Source organism: Pontibaca salina (assembly GCF_016307205.1).
Lineage (GTDB): Bacteria > Pseudomonadota > Alphaproteobacteria > Rhodobacterales > Rhodobacteraceae > Pontibaca > Pontibaca salina.
This window is the reverse complement of the sequence record NZ_JAEIJD010000001.1, coordinates 109442-121841: the sequence shown is the minus strand read 5'-3', so window position 1 is coordinate 121841 and position 12400 is coordinate 109442. Positions and strand designations below refer to the sequence as shown.

The window sequence follows — 12400 nt, the reverse complement described above, 5'->3', positions numbered from 1 at the left end:
GACAATGGCCGTATCCTGCTGCCGAGCCAATCGTCGACCAACGGGGTGATGCCATGCAAATGAACCAAGTCGTCTATACCGACGCCAAGCCTGTTGATGGGTATGGGCCGGGCTTTTTCCGGATCGGCGGCGAAGCGATCCAGGGCGCAGTGCTGGCCGGTCCTCGTGGCCCCCGAGGGTGGGGCGGTTTGGCCGACGCTGCGCCGTTGTTGGACTTGGTCGGAGAGATCGATGTGATCTTTATCGGGACCGGTGCCGAGATCGCGCATATCCCGGCGGCCTTGCTGGCAGAACTTGAGCAGGCGGGGCTGGGTGTGGAGGTTATGGGGTCTCCGGCTGCCTGTCGTACTTATAACGTGTTGCTATCTGAAGGGCGCCGCGTTGCGTTAGCCGTTCTGCCAGTGTGACAGTATTGCGCTTTTGCCGGACACGGCAATGGGTTATGTCGCGCCCATGACCCTGAGTGCAAGTGATTTGGCAATTTCGCGCGGTGGCGTGCGCGTGCTGGAAAACCTGAACCTGACCCTTGCGCCGGGTCAGGCACTGATTCTGCGCGGGCCAAACGGGATTGGCAAGACCACTTTGCTGCGCACCCTGTCTGGCCTGCAGCCACCGCTGGCCGGAACGATCGCCGGGGCGGATGATCGCATCGCCTATGCCGGCCATTCCGATGGGATCAAGCCGACGCTGACCGTCACCGAGAACCTGAATTTTTGGGCCCGCGTGTTCGGGACATCCTCCATTCAGGTGGCGCTTGACAGCTTTCGGCTCGCTGATCTGGCCGATCGTCCGGCAGGAGCGCTCTCGGCGGGTCAAAAGCGTCGCCTGGGATTGTCGCGCCTGTTGCTGACCGGACGCGCAATCTGGATTTTGGACGAACCGACAGTGTCGCTTGATACCTCGGCAATCGCGATGTTCGCCGACGCGGTACGCGCTCATCTGGGGCAGGGGGGCAGCGCAATGATTGCGACCCATATCGATTTGGGGCTGGACGCCGAGGTGATGGAGCTTGGGCCGTTCAAAGCAGTGCCACCACCGCTTGACGATTTCGATGGGGCATTCGCATGAACGCGTTGTTGGCCCGTGACCTCAAGCTGGCGCTGCGTGCCGGGGGTGGATTCGGCCTAGGGCTGGCGTTTTTTCTGATCGTGACAGTTTTGGTGCCGCTGGGTGTCGGACCACAATCCGCTTTGCTGGGGACCATCGCACCGGGTATTTTGTGGCTTGGGGCCTTGCTGGCCTGTTTGTTGTCCTTGGATCGGTTATTGGCGCTGGATTGGGAAGATGGGACTTTGGACCTGTTGGCCACTGCGCCGTTGCCGCTCGAGGCGGCGGTCAGCATCAAGGCTCTGGCGCATTGGATCACCACCGGCTTGCCGTTGGTCTTGGCCGCACCGGTGCTGGGGATACTCCTGAATCTGCCCGCCCCGGGCTATTTCTGGATGGTAGTTTCTTTGGCATTGGGAACCCCGGCATTATCCGTGATCGGGACATTCGGGGCGGCGCTGACCGTCGGTCTGAAACGTGGCGGCCTGTTGCTGAGCCTGTTGGTGTTGCCGCTTTACGTGCCGACGCTGATCTTCGGGGCCGAGGTTGCGCGCCGCGGTGCAGCCGGTATGGATATCGCCACACCGGCCTTGATGTTGGCCGGAATCACTGCCGCCACGATCGCATTGTTGCCATTCGCCAGCGCGGCGGTGCTGCGCGTCAATTTGCGCTAGAGAATGTGAATTGTCCTGCATGCGGGGAAAGATTAGATAGCTGCTATGTCGCTCTGGGAATATGCCAATCCGAAGAAATTTCTAACCACCAGCGAACGGGTCATGCCCTATGTCTGGGCGGTATCGCTGACCTGCCTATTGGTTGGGGTGGTCTGGGGATTCTTCTTTACCCCGGATGATTACAAACAGGGGTCGACGGTCAAGATCATCTATCTGCATGTGCCGGCGGCGTTGATGGCGATCAACGCCTGGTTGATGATGCTGGTTGCGTCGCTGATCTGGCTTATCCGCCGACATCATGTCAGCGCCTTGGCCGCCCGTGCCGCAGCCCCGGTGGGTGGGGTGCTGACGCTGATTGCGCTGGTAACCGGGGCGATTTGGGGCCAACCGATGTGGGGAACCTGGTGGGAGTGGGATCCACGGCTGACCTCGTTCCTGATCCTGTTCCTGTTCTATCTGGGTTATATCGCGTTGTGGGAGGCGATCGAGGATCCCGACACTGCGGCCGATCTGACCTCTATGCTGTGCCTCGTCGGTTCGGTTTTCGCGTTGCTGTCCCGATATGCGGTGAATTTCTGGAATCAGGGCCTGCATCAAGGTGCCTCGGTAATGCGGGTGGGGGCTATAACCGGCAGTGATACCAGCGAGAAAGTCAGCAACGTGTTTTTCTATCCGCTGCTAACCTGCATCGTCGGCTTTGTTCTGCTGTTCGTCGCGCTGGTATTATATCGCACCGGGACTGAAATCCGCGCGCGGCGGATCAAGGCGCTGCTGGCCCGCGAAAGGATCGCATCATGATTCCCGACCTGGGTAAATACAGCGATACCGTTTTATCCGCCTATGGCGCGACCATCGTGTTGTTGCTTGCATTGGTGCTTCTGTCGCTGTGGCGCGGGCGCAGGGTGCGGGCGGAAATGCAGAAACTTGAGGAACGGATGCGGCGCAATGGCTAGAAAATTTTCCCCCATGCTGCTCATCCCGCCGGCTTTGTTTGCCGGTTTCGTGATCTTGGCAGCGGTCGGCATGATGCGTGACGATCCCGACGCGCTGCCATCGGCACTGATTGGCCGGCAAGCCCCGGCAGTGGCGGTGGGTCCGATGTCGGGCAAGGCAACATTTGACGGCGCAACCTTGCGTGATGGCGATGTGAAGCTGGTGAATTTCTGGGCCAGCTGGTGCGCGCCCTGCCGGGTTGAGCACCCTAGCCTTGAGGCGCTGGCGGCCGAGGGCATCCCGATTTACGGAGTGAATTACAAGGACAAGCCCGAAAATGCGCGCGGCTTTCTGAACGAGTTGGGCGACCCTTACACTGCCGTCGGCGTCGATGAGGCCGGCCGGATGGCGCTGGATTGGGGAGTTTACGGCGTGCCTGAAACCTATTTGATCGACGGCGACGGCACGATCCTTTTGCGTTTTGCCGGGCCAATCACCCAGCGCGTAATCAGTGAGCGGCTGCGCCCAGCCCTGCAGCGGGCCGGGGCGGACTAACTCCTCTCAGGTCTTCCCCCTTGGTTTCGTATCGACCCATTGGTTGCCGGCGCGGATATCGCGCACTGCAAGAACGGGTGAGGCGTCGATATCCCCCGCCTTGAGCATCGCAGCGACCCGTTCTAGGGAGGAAACAAGCTGTGCCTGCTCCCAATCCTCGAGTGCCTCGAAGGCGGCGACGTATTGCGATTGCAAGGCGTCCGGCGCGCGTTCTACGGCGGCCAGGCCTGTGGTGGTGATCACGACGTTGATTTGCCGACGATCAGTCTGCGATGGCACCCGTGTAACCATGCCATGGCGCACTAATCGGTCAACCAGTGCGGTGACCGTGGCCTGGGTGACCCCCATTTGGACCGACAGCGTCTTGGGCGTCGTGCCGATGTCGGGTTTTTCAGCCACGATTTGCAAAACCCGTAGCTGCGGCGGCGATAGCCCAGCGGCATGTGCCAGCTTGCGTTCGTAAATTTCGGTCGCGCGCAGGATCCGTCGCAACGCGATCAAACTGTCATTGGTCCGGTCTTGGGGTGCTTGTGTCATGGGCTCAATTGTCGCGTGGGGGAGTCTGGCGACATAAATAGCAGAAAATGCATTGACAATCAATGGGTTGGGTTGGGGGATTGCTTCTAAGTGCAGACGTATCTAAGTAAAAAAAGACAATAAAAACAATGATATAAGAAATATAGGTGGGAATGTGCTTCGAACCTTGAAATTGTATTTTTGAAGCGCTACTTAGGTTGTCAAACAAAACGAGGTACAAGAGATCATGCCGAAAGATAGCGACAAACCCCGAACCCCTATGCCCCTCCTGCGCAAGCCGACTGCGGAGGATGGGGCCGAGATCTGGGAACTTGTACGCACGTGCAGACCGCTTGATGAAAATTCCATGTATTGCAATCTGGTGCAGGCGGAACATTTCCGCGACACTTGCGTTGTTGCAGAAGAAGATGGTGAGTTGCTGGGTTGGATTTCGGGGCACATAATTCCCGAAAGCGATGCGATTTTTGTCTGGCAGGTTGCTGTCAGCCCTAGGGCACGTGGCCGTGGATTGGGCCGCAAGATGCTGGCTCATTTGATAAATCGTGACGAATGCACCAACGCATCTGAACTCAAGACGACGATCACACCTGATAACGAAGCTTCTTGGGCGCTGTTCCGCAGTTTCGCCGAGCATATCGGCGGCACGTTGACGGATAAGCCCCATTTTAGGCGCGAGGAGCATTTCGGCGGACGGCACGAGACCGAGCACATGGTCACGATTGCTCTGCCGGAAGAGGTCTCGTTGGCAGAAGCCGCCTGATCTCACTCACACCACCTCTCGTAGCGAATTCCTTTGAAAGGAAAATCACATGTCTAAGAGCATGACCAATAGTCCTGTTTCTATTTACGAGCGCCGCGAAAGCAACGCACGCTCTTATTGCCGTAGCATCCCAGCGACCTTCATCGAGGGTCGGGGGTCAATTATGACCGATGCCGACGGCAATGAATATATCGACTTTCTGGCCGGATGTTCCTCGCTGAACTATGGCCATAACGACCCTGATATGAAGGCCGCGCTGGTCGAGCATATCACGAATGATGGGCTGGCCCACGGGCTGGACTTTCACACCGACGTCAAGGGCCGTTTCCTGACGGCGTTCGAAACCCATATCTTGAAACCGCGCAACATGGATCACAAGGTGATGTTCACCGGTCCGACCGGTGCGAATGCCGTCGAAGCGGCGATGAAAATCGCACGCAAAGCCACCGGGCGCACGAACATCATTGCTTTCACAAATGGCTTTCATGGCGTGACGATGGGGGCGCTGGCGGCGACCGGCAACGGATATCACCGTGGCGGCGCGGCTGCGGAGTTGAGCGGCGTGACCCGAATGCCTTACGATATGTTTATGGGCGATGGTACGGATACTGCCGACTATCTCGAAGCGATGCTGAACGATTCATCCTCGGGGATGGACGCCCCTGCGGCGATCATGCTGGAAACCGTGCAAGGCGAGGGCGGGCTGAACGCCGCGCGCCGCGCCTGGATCGAGCGGGTCGCCAAACTGGCCAAGGAGCACGGCGCGCTGCTGATCATCGACGATATTCAGGCAGGTTGCGGTCGCACCGGCACGTTCTTTTCCTTTGAGAGAATGGACATTCAGCCCGATGTGATTGCGCTGGCCAAGTCGATCTCCGGTTACGGTCTGCCGATGGCGATGACGCTGGTGCGTCCCGAACATGACGTGTTCGGCCCAGCCGAACATAACGGTACCTTCCGTGGCAACACCCATGCCTTTGTCACGGCGCGCGTCGCAATCGAAAAATTCTGGTCCGATGATTCCTTTGCCAAAGAATTAGTCGAAAAATCCGCCACATTGAGCGATGCCTTGCAGGAGATCGCGGATATGGTTCCAGGCGCACGTCTGAAAGGTCGCGGCCTGATGCAGGGTGTCGATGTCGGCAGTGGCGAACTTGCCGATAGGATCTGCGCACAAGCGTTTCAGAATGGCCTGGTGATCGAGACCTCGGGGTCGGAAGACCAGGTCGTCAAGGTGCTTGCGCCGCTGACCACGCCAGATGACCTGTTCGGCAAGGGCTTGTCGATTATGGTTGATTCAGCCCGCGATGTGATTGCGAATACACAGATTGCAGCGGAGTAAGACCAATGATTGTACGTGATTTCCACGAACTGAAGAAGACCGACAAAGCCGTGGCCGATGCCCGGTGGACCTCGGTGCGGATGCTGCTGGCAGATGATGGAATGGGATTCTCATTCCACATCACCACGCTTGAGGCGGGGTCTGAGCATCAGTTCCACTACAAGCATCATTTCGAAAGCGTTTATTGCATTTCGGGCAAGGGCTCGATCACCGATCTGGGCACAGGGGAAACTCATGAAATCCGACCCGGTGTGATGTATGCGCTGAATCTGAACGACAAACATATCGTGCGCGCCGAAGAAGATCTGGTCATGGCCTGTGTCTTCAACCCACCAGTCACCGGAACTGAAGTCCATCGCGAAGATGGTTCATATGCACCGGCAGGGGAAACAACCAGTTAATATAATGACCCAACCCACCCACACAGTCGAAAAAATCGGCGGTACGTCGATGTCGCGGATTAATGAATTGCGCGATACCCTCTTTATCGGTGCCCGTACCGGGGCCGAGCTTTACGGGCGGATCTTTGTGGTCTCGGCCTTTGGCGGGATCAGCAATTTGTTATTGGAGCATAAGAAAAGCGGCAAGCCTGGTGTTTACGGCGAATTCACCAATGCCGATACCCATCATGGCTGGCACGATGCACTGACCCGCGTGAACGACGCGATGGTCGAGGCACATAGCGCGGTTCTCGAGCATCCTGCCGACATCTCGCAAGCCAATGATTTCGTGCAAGAGCGGATTGAAGGGGCGCGCAACTGCCTGATCGACCTGCAGCGGTTGTGCTCCTACGGGCATTTCCGTCTTGCTGAACATCTGTTGCAAATTCGCGAGCTTCTTGCCGGCCTAGGGGAGGCGCATTCCGCCTTTGTCACCACGCTGATGTTGCAAAGGGCCGGCGTTGACGCGCGGTTTGTCGATCTATCGGGCTGGCGCGACGATGGCGGCGTGAGCCTTGACGAGCGGATCACCGACACCATGGCTGACATCGATACCGCCAGCGAATTGCCCATCGTAACCGGCTATGCCCAATGTGCCGAAGGGCTGATGCAGGAATTTGATCGCGGTTATTCCGAGGTCACCTTTTCCAAACTGGCGGCGCTGACCGGTGCGCGCGAGGCAATCATCCACAAGGAATTCCACCTATCTTCTGCCGATCCTAACCTTGTCGGCCCGGAGGCAGTGCGTAAACTGGGGCGGGCGAATTATGATGTCGCGGACCAGTTGTCGAACATGGGGATGGAGGCGATTCACCCTAGCGCCGCCAAGACCTTGCGGCAGGCCGATGTGCCCCTTCGCGTCACAAATGCGTTCGAGCCGAACGACCCGGGCACGCTGATCGATGATCAACCGGCGGAAGAGCCAGCGGTTGAGATCGTGACCGGTCTCGACATTATCGCGCTGGAAGTGTTCGAGCAGGACATGGTTGGGGTCAAGGGCTATGATTCGGCGATTCTCGATGTCCTGACACGTCATGATGTGCGCATCATATCCAAGGTGTCGAATGCCAACACGATCACCCATTACGTGGACAGCTCGTTAAAAACCATGCGGCGGGTTGAAAAGGATATCGTCGCCCGTTTTCCCTCGGCCCAGATTTCGTCGCGCACCCTTGCCATGGCTTCGGCCATTGGGCGCGACTTGAACGGCCTGTCGGTTCTGACCCGGGGCCTTCTGGCAATCTCCGATGCCGGATGCGAGGCGCTGGGCGCATCGCAAGGACCGCGCAATGTTGATGTGCAGTTCGTGGTGGGGCGAGACGATTTGAAGACGGTCATAAAAGCGCTGCACAAGGCCTTTGTCGAGGACAAAGAACAGGCGTTATCCCAAGCGGCCTGACAGGCAATTTTCAGGCAACTGGTATTGGATACAAGCGGGCGGCATTAGTGTTGCCCGCTTGTTTTCGTCCGTGTAAATATGGGGTGGTCAGGGGTAACCTCGGGTTACCCCATCGCCATCACGAGGTCTTGGCCGCGCGCTTGCGTTCATGGGGATCAAGATAACGTTTGCGCAGGCGGATCGCATTGGGCGTCACTTCGACCAACTCGTCGTCATCAATATAGGCGATTGCCTCTTCCAATGACATGGTGACGGGTGTCGTCAAGCGTACCGCCTCGTCAGTCCCTGAGGCGCGTACGTTGGTGTGCTTCTTGCCACGCAGCGGGTTCACTTCAAGGTCATTGTCGCGACTGTGTTCGCCGATGATCATACCTTGATAGACGTCGGTCTGTGCACCGATAAACATGTGACCGCGCTCTTCCAGATGCCAAAGCGCATAGGCAACCGATTGACCATTCTCCATTGAGATCAAAACGCCAGCACGCCGCCCCGGAATTGTGCCTTTATACGGCGCCCAGTCATGAAAAACGCGGTTCAAAACGCCGGTGCCGCGCGTGTCGGTCATGAATTCGCCGTGATAACCGATCAGGCCGCGCGATGGGACATGCGCAACAATGCGGGTTTTGCCGGCGCCTGCCGGTTTCATTTCGACCAGTTCACCCTTGCGCACGCCGGTCAGTTTTTCGATCACTGTGCCGGAAAAATCGTCATCAACGTCAATTGTGGCCTCTTCGATCGGCTCAAGTTGCTGGCCGTTTTCTTCGCGCAAGAGCACCTGTGGACGCGAAATCGACAACTCGAACCCTTCCCGGCGCATGTTCTCGATTAGTACGCCGATCTGCAATTCGCCCCGTCCGGCAACCTCGAAGGCGTCGCCACTGGGGGTGTCGGAAATCCTGATCGCGACGTTGCTTTCGGCCTCTTTCATCAGCCGGTCGCGAATCACGCGCGATTGCACCTTTTTGCCGTCACGTCCGGCCAGCGGGCTGTCATTGATCGCAAAGGTGACCGAAATGGTCGGTGGGTCGATGGGTTTGGCCTGCAGCGCTTCGTCCACTGCTGGTGCCACGATACTGTCTGCAACGGTCGCTTTTGACATTCCGGCCAGCGAGACGATATCGCCAGCCTCGGCCAGATCAATAGCCTGTTGTGACAGGCCGCGAAACGCCAGAATTTTGCTGGCGCGGAAACTCTCGATCAGGGTGCCGTCGCGCGACAGTGCCTTGACGGTTTCGCCGGCTTTCAGGGTGCCGCTTTCGACCCGTCCGGTCAGGATGCGCCCAAGAAACGGATCCGCCCCGAGCGTGGTCGCCAGCATGCGGAAGGGTTCGTCGCGTGCGGCGATCTGCGCCGGGGCAGGGACGTGCTTCACGATCAGGTCGTAAAGCGCGCTCAGATCCTTGCGTGGACCGTCGAGTTCTTCATCGGCCCAGCCCGAACGCCCTGACGCATAGAGATGCGGGAAATCGAGTTGGTCGTCATCCGCACCGAGATTGGCAAACAGGTCAAAACATTCATTCAAGGCGCGGTCGGGCTCGGCGTCGGGTTTGTCGACCTTGTTGAGCACAACGATCGGGCGCAGGCCCAGCGCCAGCGCCTTTGAGGTCACGAACTTGGTCTGCGGCATCGGCCCTTCGGCGGCGTCAACCAGCAGCACCACACCATCGACCATCGACAGGATGCGCTCGACCTCGCCGCCGAAATCGGCGTGGCCGGGGGTGTCGACGATATTGATGCGGATGTCGTTCCATTCCACCGATGTGGCCTTGGCCAGAATGGTGATTCCGCGCTCGCGTTCCAGATCGCCAGAATCCATGACGCGATCGGTGGTCGCCTGATTTTCGCGGTAGGTACCCGCCTGTTTCAGAAGTCCGTCCACCAGAGTCGTTTTGCCATGATCCACATGAGCAATGATTGCGATATTGCGCAGGTCCATTCGTTCGCCTTTGTTCGGGGATGTGGGGCCCAATTGGCCCGTTTGGGTCGCGCATATCGCGCGTTAGCCCATATTACCAGCAAAAACGGGCAAGTTTCAATGGGGGGGCGTGGCTGTTGAGAACATGTGAATCACAAAAATGCCGCTGATGATCAGGGTTAGGCCAACTATGGCGGGCAGATCCAGCCGCTGACCAAAAACCGCGAAACCGATCAGGGCGATCAGGACAATACCCAGCCCGGACCAAAGCGCATAGACGATGCCGACCGGTAAGAAACGTAATGTCAGAGCCAGTAGGTAGAAGGATATGCCATAGGCAAGCACCACGATGACCGACGGCCAAAATCGCGAGAATTGCTGACTGGCCTGTAGGGCGGTGGTGCCGATGGTCTCGGCCAGAACGGCAACCAGAAGATAAAGATAGTGGATCGGCATGGGCTGGCTCCTGTTCCGGCGGAGGGGTCAGCACTGGCTTACCTGAAGGCCGGGCGCGCCGAAAGCCTGAGTTCACGGTCCTGCTGGTGCGGTGCCATACAGTCAGGCAAAAGAAAGCCGCGCCAGCCTGAGGCGTGCGCGGTTCTTTGACCTTGCGGTCAAACGCGGCGGACATTGCCGCCGCGTTTTCGTTTCGATCTGGAACAGATCAGAACTTGTAGGAGACCCGCGCGGTGATTGTGGTCGCGTCCACATCGCCGCCTGCCTCACCATCGAAGTCACCGGTGTCGTGGTACAGAACTTCCACGCCGCCGATCCAGTTTTCGGTGAACTTGTGCTTATAGCCAACACCAGCCAGCCAGCCGCTATCGTCATAGTCGGTGCCAGCCAGATCAACATTGGCGTTGAATCCGCCTACGGTGCCGTAAATCAGGCCGTTGCCCAGATCATAGCCAGCTAGCGCCTTCAGACGATAAACTTCGTCAAGTTTGGTATCGGCGGGTTCGCCGGTCAGATCAGCCCAGTCGTAATCCAGTTCGGCACCGACGACCCACTGGCCCAGATCATACATGTAGCCAGCGTGCACACCGCCAAGCATGCCGTCGACATCGATGTCGCCGCCGGATGCGTCGCCATAGCCTACCTGACCACCGACGTAAAAGCCGGTCCAGTCGGAGATCGGCTGCACCTGAACAGGGGCGGCGATGATCGGCTCGACAACGGGCTCTTGCAGGTTGCCGGCGAATGCTGGGGCTGCCAGCAGCGCGGGAATTGCTGCGAAACGGATGAATTTCATTTCGTTCTCCTTTTTAACGGGCGCTTGGTTCACTGCTGTGCGCCTAAACTTAGTTTCGAACACGACAGAAACATAAAACGCCGCCCGAATGAAGACAACGTACCCAGCCGCAAAACCCGGTCGACGTGGCGATTTAAGCACATCGGCGGCAATCAGCCGACCATATATTATTGGGGTTTTCGGCGATTTTCTGGGGAAAACCCGCACTGTGCGCCGAACGGTCTTTGAGGTGCCCGGTGATGCGCTCAGACAAAACGCGGCAATCTTGATTGCCGCGTTTATTTTTTGGTTGACGGTTGTTGACAACCGCCAGCGTGGTTCGAATCAGCCCGCCAGCGCCTTGTTCAGATTCTCGTCAATCTTTTCAAGGAAACCCATGGTGGTCAGCCATTTCTGATCCGGTCCGACCAGCAGGGCCAGGTCCTTGGTCATGAAGCCCGATTCGACAGTTTCGACCACAGTCTTTTCCAGCGTGGTGGCAAAGTTCATCAGAGCCTCGTTCTCGTCGAGCTTGGCGCGGTGCTTCAGGCCACCGGTCCAGGCAAAGATCGACGCGATCGAGTTGGTCGAGGTCTCCTCGCCCTTCTGGTGCTGGCGATAGTGGCGGGTGACGGTGCCATGGGCGGCTTCGGCCTCGACGATCTTGCCATCGGGGGTCATCAATTGGCTGGTCATCAGGCCAAGGCTGCCGAAGCCTTGCGCCACGGTGTCAGACTGCACGTCGCCGTCATAGTTCTTGCAGGCCCAGACATAGCCGCCCGACCATTTCATTGCCGCCGCAACCATGTCGTCGATCAGGCGGTGCTCATAGGTGATTCCGGCCTTTTTGAATTTCTCGGCAAACTCGGCGTCGAACACTTCCTGAAACAGATCCTTGAAGCGCCCGTCATAGGCCTTGAGGATGGTGTTTTTGGTGGACAGGTAGACCGGCCAGCCGCGCGCCAGACCGTAGTTCATTGAGGCGCGGGCAAAATCGCGAATCGAATCGTCAAGATTGTACATCGCCATGGCAACACCGGACGAGGGTGCGTCAAAAATCTCGTGCTCAATGGTTTCGCCATCCTCGCCGACGAATTTGATCGTCAGCTTGCCCTTGCCGGGAAAACGGAAATCGGTGGCTCTGTATTGATCGCCGTAAGCATGACGTCCGACAACGATGGGCTGGGTCCAGCCGGGTACCAAGCGGGGCACGTTCTTGCAGATGATCGGCTCGCGGAAGATGACGCCGCCCAGAATGTTGCGGATGGTGCCGTTGGGGCTGCGGTACATGCGCTTGAGGCCGAATTCCTCGACCCGTGCTTCATCCGGGGTGATGGTGGCGCATTTGACGCCGACGCCGTATTTCTGAATCGCATGGGCCGCATCGACGGTGATCTGGTCATCGGTTTCATCGCGCGATTCGATGCCGAGATCGTAATATTTCAGATCGATATCGAGATAGGGCAGGATCAGTTTCTGTTTGATGAAATCCCAGATAATCCGGGTCATTTCGTCGCCGTCAAGTTCAACGACCGGGTTCTCAACCTTGATCTTGGACATGGGTGGT

At 58.0% G+C, this 12400-nt stretch carries 15 protein-coding genes; 10 read left to right on the top strand and 5 right to left on the bottom strand.

The window, feature by feature from the left end; all coding sequences use genetic code 11:
• The first annotated feature begins 53 nt into the window (after positions 1 to 53).
• From JAO82_RS00665 to JAO82_RS00640, 6 genes are read left to right on the top strand one after another with little or no spacing between them, the layout of a single operon-like run.
• Entirely contained in the window at positions 54 to 407 is a 354-nt protein-coding gene (locus JAO82_RS00665) for an Mth938-like domain-containing protein (protein WP_198684408.1), read from the top strand.
• Between the two features lie 46 nt (positions 408 to 453).
• Complete coding sequence (gene ccmA, locus JAO82_RS00660) at positions 454 to 1068, top strand: heme ABC exporter ATP-binding protein CcmA (protein ID WP_198684787.1); 615 nt, start codon at positions 454 to 456, stop codon at positions 1066 to 1068.
• Complete coding sequence (ccmB, locus tag JAO82_RS00655) at positions 1065 to 1721, top strand: heme exporter protein CcmB (protein ID WP_198684407.1); 657 nt, start codon at positions 1065 to 1067, stop codon at positions 1719 to 1721. Before ccmA ends, ccmB begins: the two co-directional genes overlap by 4 nt.
• A 45-nt stretch (positions 1722 to 1766) precedes the next feature.
• On the top strand, positions 1767 to 2519 hold the full coding sequence (locus JAO82_RS00650; RefSeq protein ID WP_198684406.1) for a heme ABC transporter permease: 753 nt from the start codon (positions 1767 to 1769) through the stop codon (positions 2517 to 2519).
• Positions 2516 to 2674, top strand: coding sequence for a heme exporter protein CcmD (gene ccmD, locus JAO82_RS00645; RefSeq protein ID WP_198684405.1), 159 nt, complete (start codon positions 2516 to 2518; stop codon positions 2672 to 2674). The genes JAO82_RS00650 and ccmD overlap by 4 nt, the downstream gene beginning before the upstream one ends.
• Before the next feature lie 13 nt (positions 2675 to 2687).
• On the top strand, positions 2688 to 3209 hold the full coding sequence (locus JAO82_RS00640; protein WP_232897161.1) for a DsbE family thiol:disulfide interchange protein: 522 nt from the start codon (positions 2688 to 2690) through the stop codon (positions 3207 to 3209).
• 6 nt (positions 3210 to 3215) lie between these two features.
• On the opposite strand, the gene JAO82_RS00635 is transcribed toward JAO82_RS00640, so the two are convergent.
• A complete protein-coding gene (locus JAO82_RS00635) occupies positions 3216 to 3746 on the bottom strand; it encodes a MarR family winged helix-turn-helix transcriptional regulator (protein WP_198684403.1) in 531 nt (176 codons plus the stop codon).
• A 226-nt stretch (positions 3747 to 3972) separates the two neighbouring features.
• On the opposite strand from JAO82_RS00635, the gene ectA reads away from it, so the two are divergent.
• The 4 genes from ectA to JAO82_RS00615 are packed head-to-tail and all read left to right on the top strand — an operon-like array spanning position 3973 to position 7687.
• Entirely contained in the window at positions 3973 to 4506 is a 534-nt protein-coding gene (ectA, locus tag JAO82_RS00630; protein WP_198684402.1) for a diaminobutyrate acetyltransferase, read from the top strand.
• A 49-nt stretch (positions 4507 to 4555) separates the two neighbouring features.
• Complete coding sequence (ectB, locus tag JAO82_RS00625; protein ID WP_408635472.1) at positions 4556 to 5848, top strand: diaminobutyrate--2-oxoglutarate transaminase; 1293 nt, start codon at positions 4556 to 4558, stop codon at positions 5846 to 5848.
• A gap of 5 nt (positions 5849 to 5853) precedes the next feature.
• Entirely contained in the window at positions 5854 to 6249 is a 396-nt protein-coding gene (locus JAO82_RS00620; RefSeq protein ID WP_198684401.1) for an ectoine synthase, read from the top strand.
• Positions 6250 to 6253: 4 nt separating this feature from the next.
• Positions 6254 to 7687 carry an aspartate kinase gene (locus tag JAO82_RS00615; protein WP_198684400.1) on the top strand — a complete coding sequence of 478 codons (1434 nt, stop codon included), beginning with the start codon at positions 6254 to 6256 and terminating at the stop codon, positions 7685 to 7687.
• Between the two features lie 118 nt (positions 7688 to 7805).
• Here JAO82_RS00615 and typA read toward each other — a convergent pair whose 3' ends face one another.
• The 4 genes from typA to JAO82_RS00595 form a co-directional block, all read right to left on the bottom strand.
• On the bottom strand, positions 7806 to 9623 hold the full coding sequence (typA, locus tag JAO82_RS00610) for a translational GTPase TypA (RefSeq protein ID WP_198684399.1): 1818 nt from the start codon (positions 9621 to 9623) through the stop codon (positions 7806 to 7808).
• Between the two features lie 96 nt (positions 9624 to 9719).
• On the bottom strand, positions 9720 to 10058 hold the full coding sequence (locus tag JAO82_RS00605) for an SMR family transporter (protein WP_198684398.1): 339 nt from the start codon (positions 10056 to 10058) through the stop codon (positions 9720 to 9722).
• A gap of 208 nt (positions 10059 to 10266) precedes the next feature.
• Positions 10267 to 10854 (bottom strand): outer membrane protein, encoded by a 588-nt coding sequence (locus tag JAO82_RS00600; protein WP_198684397.1) that lies wholly within the window; start codon positions 10852 to 10854, stop codon positions 10267 to 10269.
• A gap of 324 nt (positions 10855 to 11178) precedes the next feature.
• Positions 11179 to 12393, bottom strand: a complete 1215-nt coding sequence (locus JAO82_RS00595) for an NADP-dependent isocitrate dehydrogenase (protein WP_198684396.1) — start codon at positions 12391 to 12393, stop codon at positions 11179 to 11181.
• Positions 12394 to 12400 lie beyond the last annotated feature (7 nt).

Excerpts from the sequence above, each read along its gene's own strand:
- typA (WP_198684399.1), bottom strand. The coding sequence starts at position 9,623 with ATGGACCTGCGCAATATCGCAATCATTGCTCATGTGGATCATGGCAAA.
- JAO82_RS00665 (WP_198684408.1), top strand. The coding sequence starts at position 54 with ATGCAAATGAACCAAGTCGTCTATACCGACGCCAAGCCTGTTGATGGG.
- JAO82_RS00605 (WP_198684398.1), bottom strand. The coding sequence starts at position 10,058 with ATGCCGATCCACTATCTTTATCTTCTGGTTGCCGTTCTGGCCGAGACC.
- JAO82_RS00650 (WP_198684406.1), top strand. The coding sequence starts at position 1,767 with ATGTCGCTCTGGGAATATGCCAATCCGAAGAAATTTCTAACCACCAGC.
- ccmA (WP_198684787.1), top strand. The coding sequence starts at position 454 with ATGACCCTGAGTGCAAGTGATTTGGCAATTTCGCGCGGTGGCGTGCGC.
- ccmD (WP_198684405.1), top strand. The coding sequence starts at position 2,516 with ATGATTCCCGACCTGGGTAAATACAGCGATACCGTTTTATCCGCCTAT.
- JAO82_RS00635 (WP_198684403.1), bottom strand. The coding sequence starts at position 3,746 with ATGACACAAGCACCCCAAGACCGGACCAATGACAGTTTGATCGCGTTG.
- ccmB (WP_198684407.1), top strand. The coding sequence starts at position 1,065 with ATGAACGCGTTGTTGGCCCGTGACCTCAAGCTGGCGCTGCGTGCCGGG.
- JAO82_RS00620 (WP_198684401.1), top strand. The coding sequence starts at position 5,854 with ATGATTGTACGTGATTTCCACGAACTGAAGAAGACCGACAAAGCCGTG.
- ectA (WP_198684402.1), top strand. The coding sequence starts at position 3,973 with ATGCCGAAAGATAGCGACAAACCCCGAACCCCTATGCCCCTCCTGCGC.
- ectB (WP_408635472.1), top strand. The coding sequence starts at position 4,556 with ATGTCTAAGAGCATGACCAATAGTCCTGTTTCTATTTACGAGCGCCGC.
- JAO82_RS00615 (WP_198684400.1), top strand. The coding sequence starts at position 6,254 with ATGACCCAACCCACCCACACAGTCGAAAAAATCGGCGGTACGTCGATG.
- JAO82_RS00640 (WP_232897161.1), top strand. The coding sequence starts at position 2,688 with ATGCTGCTCATCCCGCCGGCTTTGTTTGCCGGTTTCGTGATCTTGGCA.
- JAO82_RS00595 (WP_198684396.1), bottom strand. The coding sequence starts at position 12,393 with ATGTCCAAGATCAAGGTTGAGAACCCGGTCGTTGAACTTGACGGCGAC.
- JAO82_RS00600 (WP_198684397.1), bottom strand. The coding sequence starts at position 10,854 with ATGAAATTCATCCGTTTCGCAGCAATTCCCGCGCTGCTGGCAGCCCCA.